The following is a 15,892-nucleotide window of genomic DNA, read 5'->3' as shown; positions in this document are numbered from 1 at the left end:
TGCTCGCGATGGGGCCGCCACTGACTCCTCGTTATTTAAGCCCTGGCTTGACGCGCAACGCCTTGGCCTTCGCCTCGATCAGCAAATACATCACCACCGTGATCAACAACGGCAAAATGAAGTAGATCGCGCGATAAGCAATCAACCCCGCCAGCAGGCTGCCCCGCGAAACCTCGTGCTGCAGCAGTGCGATGAATACCGCCTCCAGTACCCCCAAGCCCGCCGGGATGTGGGTGATGACCCCGGCAATGCTGCTGATCAGCAACACCCCGAGCACCATCGGATAATCCAGCTTGCTTGGCAGCAAAGTGAAAATCACCGCCGCCATCAGCGACCAGTTCAGCGCCCCCAGAGCCAGTTGCAGCACGGCCATGCGCAGTGACGGCAGGTTGATTTCCATGCCTCGAATCGTCCAGGCCCGCCGCTTGGAAAAACGGCAGGCCACTAGATAACCGGCGCTCACCAGCAGCAACAGCACGCCTACGCCTTGCAGCGCATCGCTGCTCAGTTTCCAGCCCGGCGGCATCGTCACCAGGCCGCTGCTGAACACCACGCCGGCCAGGGTCATGTAGCCGAACCAGTTGGTGGCCAGGCTCAGGCCGAGGATCTTGGCGATGTTGCCAGTGCTGACGCCCAGCCGTGAATACAGCCGATAGCGCATGGCGATGCCGCCGACCCAGGCACTGAGGTTGAGGTTGAAGGCGTAGCTGATCACCCCCACCGGCAGGATCTGCCGCCAACCCAGTTTCTGGCGGATGTAGGTGCGGCCGATCAGGTCGAAGCAGGCGTAAGTGATGAAACTGGTGATGGTCAATGCTGCCGCGATGATCAGCGTGCGTACCTTGAAGTCCGCCAGGGTGGCGAACACTTCCGACCAGTCTATGCGCCGGGCCAGGGTGGTGAACAGCACGATCAGCAGGAGGAAGAAAGCCAGGGTCAGCGGTCTTTTCCAGCGGCTCCAGCGTGACTTGGGTTTACCCTGTTCGTGGACGTGGGCGTCATTGGGGGCGGTCTGCGCTTCAGAGTGGTTCATGGGGTTCGCTCCGAACCGCCGTCGGCGGCGAAAAGGGTTTCAGACGCGGTTTATGGGCTGGCAGCCAGCCGGCCCAGGCCGGAAAGTGGCGCAGGAAGTGAAACACCATGAAACCGACGGTCATGCGCCACAGTAGACCCCGGGGAGCATGGTCTGCGGGCATGGCGGTGCAGTGGTTGCGGCTCAGGTAATCGAGGCGCTCGAACAGTTCGCGATTGAACGCCCGGTCGCGGATCAGCACGTTGGCTTCCAGGTTCAGGGACAAGCTCAGCGGGTCGAGATTGCTCGAGCCGACGGTGCTCCAGTCCTCATCCACCAGCGCGACTTTGCCGTGCAGCGGCCGTTCGCAATATTCGTAGATCACCACACCGGCCTTGAGCAGGTAGTGATAAAGCATCCGCGCCGCGAGCTTGGCGATCATCATGTCCGGCTGGCCCTGCAGGATCAGCCGCACCTCCACGCCACGGCGCGCTGCGTTACGAATTTCGCGCAGCAACCGGTAGCCGGGGAAGAAATAGGCATTGGCGATCACCACGCGGCGCTGGGCGCTGCGCAGCACTTGCAGGTAGACCTCTTCGATGTCGGTCTGATGCTCGTGGTTATCGCGATAGACCAGGCGCACCTGGCCGTCATGGTCGTTGAAGGCCAGCTCGTGGCGGCGACTGCGACGGCGTTGCCACCAGTATTTGGCCCGGGCGGGCCGACCACTCTGCAACAGCGCGAAGTGGTGGATATCCACCACCGCCGGGCCTTTGACCTCCACCGAGTAATCCTGCTTGGCCTCGGGGCCGAAATCCCCCAGGTGATCAGCGGAAAAGTTGATGCCACCGATGAACGCGATCACCCCGTCCACCACCACGATCTTGCGGTGCAGACGGCGGAACCAGTTAGTGCGGATCCCCAGGCGCCGGGGAGCGGGATCGAACATTTGCAGGCGCACTCCGACATCACTCAACGACGCGAGGAATTCGGTGGTCAGCTCACCGCAACCGAAACCGTCGAGGCTGACGGTGATGCGCACGCCACGATGGGCGGCGTCCACCAGCAGATCCCGCAGTTCGATACCGACCTTGTCCTCGAACAGGATGAAGGTCTCCAGCAGTATTTCGCTCTCGGCCCGGCGAATGGCCTCGAAAACCCGGGGGAAGTACTCCTCGCCGTTTTCCAGGAGCGTGACGCGGTTGTTGCCGTGCCAGCCGTATTCGATATCGGCCAGTGCCGGGTTGCGCTCGGTGGGCGGAACGTCAATTTGCTCCACCGTCGCCTTGTTCACCGTCGCGCTCATAATTCGATCTCCACCGACAGCGGTGCGTGGTCGGAAAGGTGCGACCAGGGGCGCACGCTCAACACCTTGGGATGATGGGCCTTGAGGTTGCGCACGTAGATGCGGTCCAGGCGCAGGATGGGCAGGCGCGCCGGAAAGCTGCGGGCCGGCTTGCCCAACCGCTCGGCGAACACTTCCCGCAGGCCGCAGGGCTTGAGCAGCTCGCTGGCCTTGCCGCGCCAGTCGTTGAAGTCCCCGGCGACGATCACGGGCGCCTCGGGCGGCAGTTCATTCAAGCGTTGGCAAAGCAGCTGCAATTGCTCGACCCGATGGCCTTCGCGCAGCCCCAGGTGGACGCAAATGGCGTGGATGTGCGGGCTGTCGGCGCCCGGCAAGCGCAGCACGCTGTGGAGCATGCCGCGGCTTTCATGGCCGCTGATGGACATGTCGATATTGTCGTGGCGGATGATCTGGAATTTCGACAGCAGTGCATTGCCGTGGTCGCCCGCCGGGTAGACCGCGTTGCGCCCGTAGGCGAACTGCGGCCAGAGACTGTCGGCGAGGAATTCGTATTGCGGCATGCTCGGCCAGTTGCTGTAGCGCTGGGGGTGATGTTCGTGGGTGCCGTGCACTTCCTGCAAAAACACCACGTCGGCGGACACGCTGCGCACCGCCTCGCGCAGTTCCGGCAGGATGAAGCGGCGGTTCAGGGCGGTGAAGCCCTTGTGGGTGTTGACCGTCAGGACGGTGAAGCGGCTGATCCGGTCAAGGTCTTGGGCCAGGGGCTGGGTTGGGTCGCGGGTCGCTTCGGGGGATTCTGGAATGCTCATGGCAATACTCCCTCGGCCGGGCGCACGCCGGGTGCGGTAGCGAGGTCTTTGTCCAGGTCGAAGTGCTCCAGCAAGTGCCGTGCGTCATAAGGCGCGCGGACTTTGATGTCGTTGTCGAAATAGCAGAACACTTCCCGGCTCTTGCGCGCCCGCGGCTTCTTTTGCGGGTCGATCAGGTGGGCGTCGCTGGGCTGCTTGCCGTGGCTCCAGGCCTCGATCCGCTCACCCCAGCGTTGCAACGCCGCGTCGGTGTAACCGCTGGCGTACAACTCCTCGGCGCCGTGCAGGCGCAGGTAGACGAAATCGCTGGTGACGTCTTCACGATAGGGCCATTTGCCGGCGGTGTCGGCGATCACCAGGGCCACGTCGTAGCGCTTGAGCAAGGTGACGAAGTGCGGGTCGATGAAGCTCTCGTGGCGGATTTCCACGGCGTGGCGCAGCGGCCGTTTTTTATCGGTCTGGGTGCTGGCGTGGCCGTCCAGGCGCGGTTCGTGCTCGCGGGCCAGGGCGGCGGCGCCTTCGGTGTCGTGGGGCAGTTGCTTGAGGAAGTCTTCGAACAGCTCGGGGTCGAATTTGAAGCTGGGGGGAAATTGCCAGAGGATTGCGCCGAGCTTCTCCTTGAGTTCCAGCACCCCGGAGGCAAAAAAATTGGCCAGCGGCTTGTGGATATCTCGCAGGCGCTTGATGTGGGTGATAAAGCGCGGGGCCTTGACGCTGAACACGAAGCCGGGCGGCGTCTCGGCGTACCACTGGGCATACCGTTCGGGACGTTGCAGGGCGTAGAACGATCCATTGATTTCGATGCTGTTGACCGCGCGCGAGGCGAATTGCAATTCCCGCTTCTGGGTCAGCCCCTTGGGGTAGAAATCCCCCCGCCAAGGCGTATAACGCCAACCGGAAATGCCAATGTGGATCGCCGTCATGTGTCCTCCCGTGCCAATGACCTCGTACAGCCTGTGTCTTTTGATGACTGTTGCGCGGCCCGGAAAGTTTCGATGGGGTGCCCGGCGGTGAAGTCATGCGCGCAGAGCATGATCGTTCCCATGCTCCGCGCGGGAATGCGGACCGAGACGCTCCGCGTCTCTTCCAGAGCCGAACGCAGAGCGTCCGTAGAGGCATTCCCACGCGGAGCGTGGGAACGAGGGGCGATGAACTTGCCGGCCCGTTATTGATCAGTTCCTTACCGATCCCGTGTGAAGGAGCCTCGTGTTTTGTCTCGATTGAGCACTGTATTGCTGCTGTTCTTGCTGGCGATGAGCGGCACCAGCGCCTACGGGACCGCTGCTGTCCCTGGCACCTCCAAGCCCGACGAACCGCCCGCCGAACCCGCGCCGCTGGTCCAGGGCGGCTTGCTGGGGGCAATCAGCTCGAGCATCGATGACGTCCAGGACAAACTCGACCTCAACCAGAGCCTGGTGGACGCCTGGCGCTTGCGGGCGGATCGGGCGGCGGATGAGGTGGACCGGCTGGTGGACCAGACGTCCCGCTCGTCTTGGCGAGTGGCGGGGGATTTCCTGTTGCTTTCCGGCGTCTGGCTGGGGAGTTTTGCACTGATCTGGGCGGGTGCACGCCTGTTGGTGCGGCACCTGGGCAAAGGCCGCTGGCTGCGCACCCGCCAGCGTTTGCGGGATTTGCTGGGCTATCTGCTGCCCTACACCGTACCGGCCCTGGTCTGCCTGCCGCTGACCCTGTACGTCAGTCACTTCCTGCAGGTCTCGGTCGGTCGCGCCCTGGCGTTGTGTTTTGCCTACGCCACCAGCAGTGGTATTTTTTCCACGTCGGTGTTGCTCTGCGTGATCGTGATGTTCAACGCCGGCCACAAGCGCCGGGCGGTGGCGATGATCCGGCGCTTGAGCCCTCGGCCGCTGTTCATGATCGGTTTTCTCGCCGCCCTCAGCGATGCCCTGACCAGCCCGCAGATCGCCCGGCAACTGGGCGGCAACATCACCAGCAGCATCGCGGTGTTCACCGGTTTGTTCGCCTCGATGATCTTTGCCTGGCTGGTGATTCGCATGCGCAGGCCAGTGGCGCACCTGATCCGCAACCGCCCGCTGGCCCAGCGCCTGAAGCAACCGGCCCTGCAAGAGTCGCTGCGGATTTTTTCCGGGCTCTGGTACTGGCCGATCCTGTTGATGGTGCTGGTCTCGGCGGTGAGCCTGATCGGCGTCGGTGAGGACAACCAGAAGGCCCTGCGTTGCGCGATATTCACGACCATCCTATTGATCGCGATGGTGTTTCTGAGCACGGTGTTCCAGCACGTCTTCAAGTCGCCCAAGGTCGAGGTTATCCAGCGCAACAGCGCGTACAAGGGCCGTTTGCTGAGCCTGTTGCATGCGTTGCTGCGGATCATCATGGCGGTCGCATTCATTGAGATCCTCGGGCGGATCTGGGGGATTTCGCTATTCGAATTCGCTTCACGCAATGCGGTGGGAAGGGCAATCAGTGATTCCTTGAGCCGCATCGGCCTGATATTCCTGGTGACCTGGCTGATGTGGGTGGTGCTCGACACGGCGATCCAGGAAGCCTTGAAACCACCGCTGAACAAACGCGGCGCACGCCAGCCCAGCACCCGGATCAAGACCATTCTGCCGCTGCTGCGCAACGCGGCGAAAATCATCCTGGTGGTGATCTGCGCGATCACCACCATGGCCAACCTGGGCATCAACGTCGCACCGTTGCTGGCCGGTGCCGGGGTGGTGGGGTTGGCGATCGGTTTTGGTTCGCAGCAACTGGTGCAGGACGTGATCACCGGGTTGTTCATCATCATCGAGGACACGCTGTCGATCGGCGACTGGGTGGTGCTCGATTCCGGTCACGCTGGCACGGTCGAGGGCTTGACCATCCGTACCTTGCGCCTGCGCGACGGCAAGGGGTTCGTGCATTCGGTGCCATTCGGCCAGATCAAGGCGGTGACTAACCAATCCCGGCAATTTGCCTTTGCGTTTTTCTCTGTGCAGTTCACTTACGACACCGATGTGGAGCAGGCCATCGAGCTGATCCGCGAAGCCGGGCGTTCGATCGCCGAAGACCCGTTCCTCAAGTTCAACCTGCAAGGGCCGCTGGATGTGTTCGGCGTAGACAAGATGGACCTCAACGGCGTGGTGCTCACGGCGCAGTTTCGCACGGTGTCGGGCGGGCAGTACGCGGTGAGTCGGGCGTTCAACCAGCGCTTGAAGAAACTTGTGGATAACGATCCGGCGGTGCATTTCGCGCAGACTTATCCACAGCAGGTGGTGATGCCGCGGCGGTTGGTGGAGGAGTCGAAAGAAGAGGGCGAGGAGGTGCCCAATCAACCTCAGTAGTTGAGGAGGTTTTGTGGTGGGCTGATGGCCTCATCGCGAGCAAGCTCGCTCCCACTGTGGACCGAGTTCCTTCAGAAAGAATGCGATCAAATGTGGGAGCGAGCTTGCTCGCGATGGGGCCGGGCCAAACACCCTCAATTTTTCTGAATGAGCTTACTCTTCACCTCAGCCATCCCCTGCCCATCCAACTCCACCCACAGATGCTGCTTGCCAGCAACCTGCGCCGCAACCGGCAACCCATCGCGATACACCAGCCGATTGCTCGCCAGCGCCGGCACCTTAGCCCCCGGTAGCAGGGTGCCGGCCAGGTTCAGCGGGTCGACGCCACATACCGCGACCAAGCTGCCGTCGCTGGGGCGGCGACGTACTTCGCGTAGCAACGGGATGGCTTCGGGCAGGGCGAATTGCTCGCCCGCCAGCCCACTGACGAAACGCCCTCCACGGATTTCGCCCCGTGCTTCCAGGCGATGAAAGGTCCGCAGCAACTCGCGCCAGCTCGGCAACCAATCGGCTTCCCGTTCCAGCAAACGCCAGAACACCACGCCGTAACGGCGTAGCAGGGTCATGGCGATGTGTTCCAGCGTCTCTGGCGCTGTGGGCGCGGGGCGGTTGCCTTCTTGAGGCGCAGGTGCACTGCGGCGCAACAGGGCCCAGCGCCCGGCGTCGTCCATACCGCCGACAAACGCGCCGCGCCCACGCCGGCTGCTGCGGGCCTGGCGTTTACTGGCGGGAGTGATCAGCGCGCGCAGTCCGGCGAAGCTGTCGGCGTTCACCAACCCAGCGCCCACCAGTTCCTGCAAGGCAATTTCCAATTCGCTGCGCAGCAGGTGGGCCTCATGCAGCAGTTCATCGAAAAACAGCGCGCCGTGTTCGCTGAGGGCCTGATGGACTTTTTGCGTCTTGAGGGACAATTCGCTGGGGAGTGTTTGTTCGGCCAGGCTGCTCCACAGCGCCAGCTGACTGCGCGGCAGCAACACAATCGGCGTGCTGCGCAGGGCGCTGGCAGAGACTTTCTGGCGGGCGCTCAGGCGCGTCCACACCAGTTTGCCGCTGCGGCACAGCTCATCGAGCCAGCTCGGCGCATAGTCTTTTATCCGCGCCGGCAGCAGGTCACTGTCCCAAGCCGAGGCAGCCGCCGGGTAGCCCTCGAACTGGCTGATGATCGATGGCAGTACGGCGCTCCCGCGGCCCTGGGTGGACGGCGACAGATGCTGCCAGTCGAACAGGAAGCGCATGAAGTCCTGCAACATCACCGGCTCGATTTCCCGGCGCAGGCGCTTGACCGTGTAGCGATGGATACGCGCCAGCAAATGCCGCTCGCACCATTCCTCCTGGCCGATGCCCGGCGTGAACCGGCCACGCAATACGTAGCCTTGCTGCTCCAGGTGCGCCAGGGCCAGGGTGACTTGCGGGGTCGACAACCCCAGCGGATAGGCGATGGCCTTCAACGGCAGCGGGCCAAAAGCGCTGAGCCGGGCGCGAAGGACTTCCACAACGGCTTCGTCACTGTCCCAGGCTTCATCGAAACCAGCCAAGGGCGTCAATGCCGGTTGCCATTGGGCCTGTGGATAAACCGCTTGCAGGCACGTCAGCCGTTCCAGCGCCACCCACAGTCCGCGTTCGGCGCTGATCTGCACATGGCTGGCGCGACCGCGTTCGGCCAGGGTCTGCAACCACTCCAGCCACGACGGATGGGCGCTGGCTTCGCTGTCGGCGATGCAGGCCAGGCTCATCAGCGCTTCGTGCATTTCATCGAGATTGGCCGGCGTTGGCCAGGCTTCATTCCTCACGGACTCGATGGCCTCGGCGTCCAGCGCGCCAAGGTCGTCGGTGGACTGTGGATCGCTCCAGCGCCGGTTGATCACCGCCTGGGTCCGCCGTTCCTCCAGCGGTGCGTCGTCGAGGAAGGTGTAGGGCCGGGCGCTGAGGATTTCCGCCGCCAGGGGCGAGGGCGCCGGCAGGTCGCGGCTGATCAGGCGAACCTCGCCGGCTTCCATGCGCCGCAACAGCGTCAGCCAGCCTTCGCTGTCCATGGCTTCGTGCAGGCAATCGTCGAGGGTCTGTTCCACCAGCGGGTGGTCGGGGATCTCGCGTTCGCCGGCCAGGTTCTCCAAACAGGCGATTTGATCCGGGAATACGCTGGCGATCAGGTCTTCGCTTTTCATCCGCTGGATCTGCGGGGCGACTTTGCGCCCGCCGCTGTAGCGCGGCAAGGCCAGGGCCACGCCGGCATTCCAGCGCCAGCGCACGCCGAACAGCGGCGCATCCAGCACCGCCTGGATCAGGATCTGCTCGGCGCTATGGCTGTTGAGGTAGCGCCAGACCTCGTCCAACTCGAAGCTGTGGCTGGTGGACAGCGACAGCACGATGGCGTCTTCGCTGGCGGCAGCCTGCAATTCGAAATTGAAGGTGCGGCAGAAGCGTTTGCGCAAGGCCAGGCCCCAGGCGCGGTTGATACGGCTGCCAAAGGGCGTGTGGATGATCAGTTGCGTGCCGCCGGACTCGTCGAAAAACCGCTCCATCAGCAACGTGTCCTGGGACGGCAGGGCGCCGAAGGCCAGGCGCGCCGGAGCCAGGTAATCCACCAGTTGCTCAGCGCTGGCCAGGTTCAGTTGCAAGGTGCCGGTGAGCCAGTCGAGGGCCGGTTGCAGATTGCCCGGCGTGGCGCCGAGTAATACGTCCAGCTGGGCTTGCAGGCGGGCGACGGCCAGGGACAATTCGGCGCTGCGCCCCGGGGCTTCACCGAGCCAGAACGGGATGGTCGGCGGCTGGCCCTGGGCGTCCTCGACCCGCACGCGCCCGGTTTCGACGCGAATGATGCGGTAGGACGTATTGCCCAACTGGAACACGTCGTCGGCAATGCTCTCCACTGCGAAATCTTCGTTGACGCTGCCAATGTTCAGCCCTTGGGGTTCGAGCAGCACGCTGTAGTCGGCGTTGTCCGGGATGGTGCCGCCGCTGGTCACGGCAGTCAGCTTGCTGCCCCGGCGCCCGCGCAAGGTGCGGGTGACGGCATCGCGGTGCAGGTAGGCGCTGCGCACGCCCTGGCGACCGTTGAGGCCTTCGGCGAGCATCTGCAGCAGGGCCTGATAGTGATCGTCGTCCAGTTCGGCGTAGGGCGAGGCGCGGCGCAAGGTCTCCAGCAGCGCCTGTTCCTGCCATTCCTGGCAACTGACCTCGGCGACGATCTGTTGGGCCAGCACATCCAGAGGCGCCTTGGGGATGTGCAATATGTCCAGCTCGCCACGGCGCACGCAATCGAGCAGGGCGGCGCATTCGATCAAGTCGTCACGGCTGGTGGCGAACAACCGTCCCTTGGGCGTACCGCCCACCTGGTGCCCGGAGCGACCCACTCGTTGCAGAAACGCCGAGATCGAACGGGGCGAGGCGATCTGGCACACCAGGTCGACATCGCCGATATCGATGCCCAGCTCCAGGGACGCGGTGGCGATCAACACCTGCAATTGGCCGCGCTTGAGGCGTTGTTCGGCGTCGAGGCGAAACTCCTTGGCCAGGCTGCCATGGTGGGCGGCCACGGCGTCCTTGCCCAGGCGCTCGCTCAGATGACGGCTCAGGCGTTCGGCCAGGCGCCGGGTGTTGACGAACACCAGCGTGGTGCGGTGTTCCCGGGCCAGCTCGGCGAGGCGGTTGTAGACCAGCTCCCAGACGTCATTGGCCATCACCGCCGAGAGCGGCACTGGCGGCACCTCGATGTCCAGGTCCCGGGGGCGGGCGTGGCCGATATCGACGATTTCACAGGGCCGCCCCTGGCCCACGAGAAAACGTGACACGGCTTCGATGGGTTTTTGCGTGGCGGACAGGCCGATGCGCATCAGCGGTTCGGCGCACAGGGCTTGCAGGCGTTCCAGGCTCAAGGCCAAGTGACTGCCGCGTTTGCTGGCGGCGATGGCGTGGATTTCGTCGACGATCACCGTGCGCGTGCTGGCGAGCATTTGCCGGCCGGAATCGGAGCCGAGCAGCACGTAGAGCGACTCTGGTGTGGTCACCAGGATGTGCGGCGCGCTCTTGCGCATCGCCGTGCGTTCCTTCTGCGGCGTGTCACCGGTGCGTACGGCGGTGGTGATACACAGGGGCGGCAGGTCCATTTGTCGCAGCTGTTCGGTGATGCCGGCCAGTGGGTTTTGCAGGTTGATCTGAATGTCGTTGCTCAATGCCTTGAGCGGCGAAACATAGACCACCAGGGTCTGGTCTGGCAGGCCGCCTTGTTCCAGGCCGCGGTGCACCAGGTCATCGAGCACGGCGAGAAACGCCGTCAAAGTCTTGCCCGAACCGGTGGGCGCCGCCACCAGGGTCGAACGGCGCTGGCCGATCAACGGCCACGCCCGGGCCTGGGCGGCCGTCACCGCTGGGAAAGTCTGGCTGAACCAGGCGCGAACGGCGGGGTGAAAGCCTGCCATGGCGTGGTTGGCTGCAAGGGGCAGATTCATGGGGCAGTTATGCGGGTGGGAGGGGGAAGATGCAAGTACCGTCAGGAATCTCCATCGTCTGTTCGGGCCCTATCGCGAGCAAGCTCGCTCCCACAGGGGATCCTTTATGAGCGCAAAATCTGTGGCCACAACCAATCAAATGTGGGAGCGAGCTTGCTCGCGATAGCGGCCTCGAGGTGCACGCAAATGCCAGATCTGCACTTTACGGATGACGGTTGCGCACTAAACCCGCAAAATGCAACGATCCCGGTGACGCCTGCGGGCGTTGTCGACCAAATTCTTGTGCCAACAGACTGGGCCTGCTGACTTTATGCGAATGCGCCTTATGTTACTGGGCGGCGGAAATGCCCTTGGGCAGGCGCTGATTCGCCTCGGTGCAGAAGAAGACATCGGTTTTCTTGCCCCCCGCCCACCCGAAGACGGTTGGGATGCCGCGAGCCTGACTCAGTTGCTCGACGACACCCGTCCGGACGCCTTGATCAACCTGGCGTACTACTTCGACTGGTTTCAGGCCGAGGCCGTCAGCGAGCAGCGCCTGGCCGGCCAGGAGCGCGCCGTCGAGCGCCTGGCCGAGCTGTGCCAGCATCACAATATCGTCTTGCTGCAACCGTCCAGCTACCGGGTGTTCGACGGTTCCCGCGCCACGGCCTATAGCGAAAAGGACGAGCCTGTACCCTTGGGCCTGCGTGGCCAGGCGTTGTGGCGAATCGAGCAAAGCGTGCGTGCCACCTGTCCGCAACATGTGTTGTTGCGTTTCGGCTGGCTGTTGGACGACAGTGCCGACGGTATCCTCGGACGTTTCCTGGCCCGGGCTGAACAGCCTGAGGAGTTGCTGCTGGCCGACGACCGTCGCGGCAATCCGACGCCCGTGGACGATGCGGCGCGGGTGATTATCTCGGTGCTCAAGCAACTCGATTGTGCGGCGCCGCTGTGGGGCACCTATCATTACGCCGGGCACGAGGCGACCACGCCGCTGGCGCTGGGCCAGGCGATCCTCACCGAAGCCCGCGCCCTGCATCCTTTGGCAATCGAGTCGCCCACCGCGCAAGCCCACGCCGCACGTCCGGACGCCGCGGAAGAACCACAGCACGCGGTACTGGCCTGCAAGAAAATTCTGCACACTTTCGGGATCAAGCCCCGCGCCTGGCGCGCGGCACTCCCGGGCTTACTGGATAGGTTTTATCGTCATGGCTGAAGGCCCTGTTTTAATCACTGGCGGCGCGGGTTTCATTGGTTCGCACCTGACCGACGCCTTGCTCGCCAAGGGACATTCGGTGCGTATCCTCGATGACCTGTCCACCGGCAAGCGCAGCAACCTGCCGCTGGACAACCCCGCCGTCGAACTGATCGAAGGCGATGTCGCCGATGCCGCGCTGGTGGCCCGGGCCATGGCCGGTTGCAGCGCCGTGGCGCACCTGGCAGCAGTGGCCTCGGTGCAAGCGTCGGTGGACGACCCGGTGCGCACGCACCAGAGCAACTTCATCGGCACCCTGAACGTCTGCGAGGCCATGCGCCAGGCCGGTGTGAAACGGGTGCTGTTCGCCTCCAGCGCTGCGGTCTATGGCAACAACGGCGAAGGCGAGTCCATCGACGAGGAAACGCCCAAGGCCCCGCTCACGCCGTATGCCTCGGACAAGCTGGCCAGCGAGTTCTACCTGGATTTCTATCGCCGCCAGCATGCCCTGGAACCGGTGGTGTTCCGCTTCTTCAACATTTATGGTCCGCGCCAGGATCCGTCCTCGCCGTATTCCGGGGTCATCAGCATCTTCAGCGAACGGGCGCAGAAAGGCCTGCCGATCACCGTGTTCGGCGACGGCGAGCAGACCCGGGACTTTGTCTACGTCGAAGATTTGGTGGACTTGCTGGTGCAGGCCATCGAGAAGCCTGGGGTGGAAGTCGGGGCGGTGAACGTCGGCTGGAACCAGGCCACGACCCTCAAGCAGATGCTCCAGGCCCTGGCCGCCGTGGTGGGCGATCTGCCGCCGATCAGCTACGCCCCGGCGCGTTCCGGCGACATCCGCCATTCCCGGGCCGACAACCATCGGCTGTTGCAGCGCTTCAGCTTTCCCCAGCAAACACCGATGAGCGTGGGGCTGGCGCGGTTGTTGGGGCGCTGAGTTTCCCAGCCACCACAAACCTGTGGGAGCGAGCTTGCTCGCGATAGCGGAGTGTCAGTCAACAATATTGCTGACGGATCCACCGTTATCGCGAGCAGGCTCGCTCCCACAGTTTTTTCGTACCTTTGAGTACGGGCTTAGAACTTGTAACCCACCCCCACCATGTAGACCCATGGGTTCACGTCAACATCCACCTTGGCCCGGGTACCGCCGGCGACCGCGTTGTTGTCGACGTAAGCGGTGGTGTTGATGTCGATGTAGCGAATCTGGCCGTTGATCATGATGTGGTCGGTCAACATATAGTCGGCGCCGATTTCTCCGGCCAAGCCCCAGCTGTTGCTCGCCCGGAAGTTACTGAAACCGTTGGCGGCGGCTTCGCTGCCGACGTGTTCGTCGTAGATCCAGGTGTAGTTGATACCTGCACCGACGTACGGCTGGAAGGCCGACTTGGCGTTGAGTGGGTAGTAGACCAGGCTCAGGGTCGGCGGCAATTCCTTGAGCGTGCCGAGCTTGTTGTTGGCCGCACCCAGGGCAGTGCCTTTGATTTTGACGTCGTGCTCGAACGGCGAGGCCGCCAGCAGCTCGATGCCCAGGTTGTCGGTGATCATGTACGCGAAGTTCAGGCCGAGTTGGGTATCGCTGCCAACGGTCGCTTTACCGCCCAGGTTAGTGCCGGCCAGCGGGCCACGGTCGACCTTGACACCAGAGCTATCGTCATCCGGGTTGACGGTGATGGCACCGGCGCGAACGATAATATCGCCGGCGGTATGGGCCTGGGCAAGCGGGGCGGCGAGCGCGAGGGCAACGAGGGAAGCGCTGAGCAAGGACTTGTGCATGGGGGCTCCAGAGGACGTTTTAAATTGATGTCCTATGGTATGAAGGCATCTGGCCCAGTCTTTTGACTCAGCTCAATGAGTCTGGGGCAATTAATTGACTCAGCTCAATAAAATGATGATGAGGAAATCTTGAGGGAACCATCGCGAGCAAGCCCGCTCCTACAGAAAATCTGCTGCAGACACAAATTTTATGCTCGACGCAGACCCCTGTGGGAGCGAGCTTGCTCGCGATAGCTATCTCACCAACAGCGCATCACCACCAGATTCACTCCGGCAGCTCATACACATAAATCTTCTGCGCCTCCATTTGATACCCGGCATCGGCCAGTTCACTGGTGGAAGGCTTGACCTGCATCGGCCCTTCGACCCAGTAGGGCTGGTACAGCTCATCGAGCTTGACCCCGACTTCGCTTTTCACATGCACGATCTGGTTCGACGGCGGTGGCGGCACGTGGATGCAGGCGCCGAAGTAGGGCACCAGCAAAAAGTCCGTGGTGCGGCCTTCTTCGCTGACTTCCAGCGGCACGATGTAGCCCGGCAGGCGGATCTGCTGGCCGTCGAGGGCCTTGACCACCGGGGCGTTGGGCAAATCCTGCTTGGCCGCCGGGGCGGATTCGGCGGCCAACGCATCGCTCATCTTCGACAAGTCATGCAGCGGGGTCATGTTCGGCACTTCCGGCGGCGCATCCGGCGGGATCATTTCCGACCAGGCCAGGTCCCTCGGCTCGGCTGCCCATAGCGGCAGGGCGACCATCATCAACAGCGCAAGCAGGGCGCGGGGCATTTTCAAGGTCCTCATAAACGGATCGACAGGCCATCGGCCAACGATTGGCGATAGGCGCGCCAGGCCGGCACGCTGCCCATCAGCAGGGCGGCGACCAGGATGCCAGCCATCAGCGTCCATTCATATTCGCTCGGCCAGCTCAGCGGCAGGTACAAACCATAGGCTGACTGCACGTAACCCTGGGCGGCAGCGATGCCGATGTACAACAAGGCCAAGCCGGCGCTCACCCCGGCTAGCGCCAGGGCGAAGGCTTCGAGCACCAGCAGCGTCGCAATGTGCCACGGCCGCGCGCCCACCGAACGCAGGATCGCCATTTCCCGGCGGCGTTCGTTGAGGCTGGTGAGGATCGCCGTCAGCATGCCGATCAACCCAGTCAGCACCACGAACAATGAAATCACGAACAAGGCTTTTTCCGCCGTGCCCATCAGGCTCCACAACTCTTGCAGGGCCACGCCGGGCAGGATCGCCAGCAATGGCTCGCCGCGGAACTCGTTGATCTCGCGTTGCAAGGCAAAGGTGGAGATCTTGCTGTTGAGGCCGAGCATGAAGGCGGTGATCGCCTGGGGCGTGAGGTCCATGTTGCGCGCCTGGTCGGCGCTGATGCGGCCGTTGCCCTGGGCCGGCACGCCGTTCTTCCAGTCGATGTGGATCGCTTCCATGCCACCGAGGCTGATGTGCAGCGTGCGGTCCACCGGGGTGCCGGTGCGTTTGAGAATGCCGACCACGGTGAAGGGTTTGTCGTCGTGCTTGACCAGGCTGACCACCGCAACGCCGTGGGCCAGCACCAGTTTGTCGCCGAGCTTGTAATGCAGTGCCTCGGCCACTTCGGCGCCGAGCACCACTTCGAAAGGATCGGTGGCGAAGGCCCGGCCATCGGCCAGTTCCAGGTGTTGCTGGCGACCGTACTGGTAGTGTTCGAAGTAGGCCTCGGTGGTGCCCATCACTCGATAACCGCGATGGGAATCGCCGAGGGACATCGGGATCGCCCACTTCACTTTCGGGTTGCTGGCGAAGTGTTCGAAGCTGTCCCAGCGGATGTTGTTGGTGGCGTTGCCGATGCGAAACACCGAATACAGCAGCAGGTTTACCGAACCGGAGCGGGCGCCGACGATCAGGTCGGTGCCGCTGATGGTGCTGGCGAAACTGGCCCGCGCCTCGGTGCGCACCCGCTCCACTGCCAGCAACAGACAGACAGACAGGGCGATGGCAAACGCAGTGAGGATCGCGGTGAAGCGGCGGTTCGCCAGGCTGGCCATGGCTAGACGGAACAAATACATC

At 63.3% G+C, this 15,892-nt stretch carries 11 protein-coding genes; 3 read left to right on the top strand and 8 right to left on the bottom strand.

Annotated elements, in window-relative coordinates:
• Window positions 1–31: 31 nt before the first annotated feature.
• From SGN16_RS26155 to SGN16_RS26140, 4 genes are read right to left on the bottom strand one after another with little or no spacing between them, the layout of a single operon-like run.
• Window positions 32–1,033: a lysylphosphatidylglycerol synthase domain-containing protein gene (locus tag SGN16_RS26155; protein WP_210641362.1), complete on the bottom strand. Its 1,002-nt coding sequence runs from the start codon at window positions 1,031–1,033 to the stop codon at window positions 32–34.
• The gene (clsB, locus tag SGN16_RS26150; RefSeq protein ID WP_210641360.1) at window positions 1,020–2,318 is read right to left on the bottom strand and encodes a cardiolipin synthase ClsB; all 1,299 of its coding nucleotides are present in this window, start codon (window positions 2,316–2,318) and stop codon (window positions 1,020–1,022) included. The genes SGN16_RS26155 and clsB overlap by 14 nt, the downstream gene beginning before the upstream one ends.
• Complete coding sequence (locus SGN16_RS26145; RefSeq protein WP_335945998.1) at window positions 2,315–3,127, bottom strand: endonuclease/exonuclease/phosphatase family protein; 813 nt, start codon at window positions 3,125–3,127, stop codon at window positions 2,315–2,317. Before SGN16_RS26145 ends, clsB begins: the two co-directional genes overlap by 4 nt.
• Window positions 3,124–4,050: a DUF72 domain-containing protein gene (locus SGN16_RS26140; protein WP_335945997.1), complete on the bottom strand. Its 927-nt coding sequence runs from the start codon at window positions 4,048–4,050 to the stop codon at window positions 3,124–3,126. Before SGN16_RS26140 ends, SGN16_RS26145 begins: the two co-directional genes overlap by 4 nt.
• A gap of 288 nt (window positions 4,051–4,338) precedes the next feature.
• On the opposite strand from SGN16_RS26140, the gene SGN16_RS26135 reads away from it, so the two are divergent.
• Window positions 4,339–6,429 carry a mechanosensitive ion channel family protein gene (locus tag SGN16_RS26135; protein ID WP_210641348.1) on the top strand — a complete coding sequence of 697 codons (2,091 nt, stop codon included), beginning with the start codon at window positions 4,339–4,341 and terminating at the stop codon, window positions 6,427–6,429.
• A 134-nt stretch (window positions 6,430–6,563) separates the two neighbouring features.
• On the opposite strand, the gene SGN16_RS26130 is transcribed toward SGN16_RS26135, so the two are convergent.
• Window positions 6,564–10,877 carry a DEAD/DEAH box helicase gene (locus SGN16_RS26130; RefSeq protein WP_339101866.1) on the bottom strand — a complete coding sequence of 1,438 codons (4,314 nt, stop codon included), beginning with the start codon at window positions 10,875–10,877 and terminating at the stop codon, window positions 6,564–6,566.
• A gap of 310 nt (window positions 10,878–11,187) precedes the next feature.
• On the opposite strand from SGN16_RS26130, the gene SGN16_RS26125 reads away from it, so the two are divergent.
• Together SGN16_RS26125 and SGN16_RS26120 are read left to right on the top strand one after the other, a co-directional pair.
• Complete coding sequence (locus SGN16_RS26125; protein ID WP_210641339.1) at window positions 11,188–12,072, top strand: sugar nucleotide-binding protein; 885 nt, start codon at window positions 11,188–11,190, stop codon at window positions 12,070–12,072.
• Window positions 12,065–12,994, top strand: coding sequence for an NAD-dependent epimerase/dehydratase family protein (locus SGN16_RS26120; protein ID WP_335945906.1), 930 nt, complete (start codon window positions 12,065–12,067; stop codon window positions 12,992–12,994). The genes SGN16_RS26125 and SGN16_RS26120 overlap by 8 nt, the downstream gene beginning before the upstream one ends.
• A gap of 137 nt (window positions 12,995–13,131) precedes the next feature.
• Here the strand turns inward: SGN16_RS26120 and SGN16_RS26115 are convergent, their stop codons facing one another.
• The 3 genes from SGN16_RS26115 to SGN16_RS26105 all read right to left on the bottom strand — a co-directional run bounded on the left by SGN16_RS26115 (window position 13,132) and on the right by SGN16_RS26105 (window position 15,891).
• Complete coding sequence (locus tag SGN16_RS26115) at window positions 13,132–13,830, bottom strand: OmpW family outer membrane protein (protein WP_335945908.1); 699 nt, start codon at window positions 13,828–13,830, stop codon at window positions 13,132–13,134.
• A gap of 265 nt (window positions 13,831–14,095) precedes the next feature.
• Window positions 14,096–14,614 carry a DUF3299 domain-containing protein gene (locus SGN16_RS26110; protein ID WP_025215734.1) on the bottom strand — a complete coding sequence of 173 codons (519 nt, stop codon included), beginning with the start codon at window positions 14,612–14,614 and terminating at the stop codon, window positions 14,096–14,098.
• A gap of 11 nt (window positions 14,615–14,625) precedes the next feature.
• The gene (locus tag SGN16_RS26105) at window positions 14,626–15,891 is read right to left on the bottom strand and encodes an ABC transporter permease (protein WP_335945909.1); all 1,266 of its coding nucleotides are present in this window, start codon (window positions 15,889–15,891) and stop codon (window positions 14,626–14,628) included.
• Between the last annotated feature and the right edge of the window lies 1 nt (window position 15,892).

This window comes from Pseudomonas sp. G166, from assembly GCF_037027455.2.
In the GTDB taxonomy this organism is placed as follows: domain Bacteria; phylum Pseudomonadota; class Gammaproteobacteria; order Pseudomonadales; family Pseudomonadaceae; genus Aquipseudomonas.
This window is presented reverse-complemented; position numbering and strand designations above follow the sequence as displayed.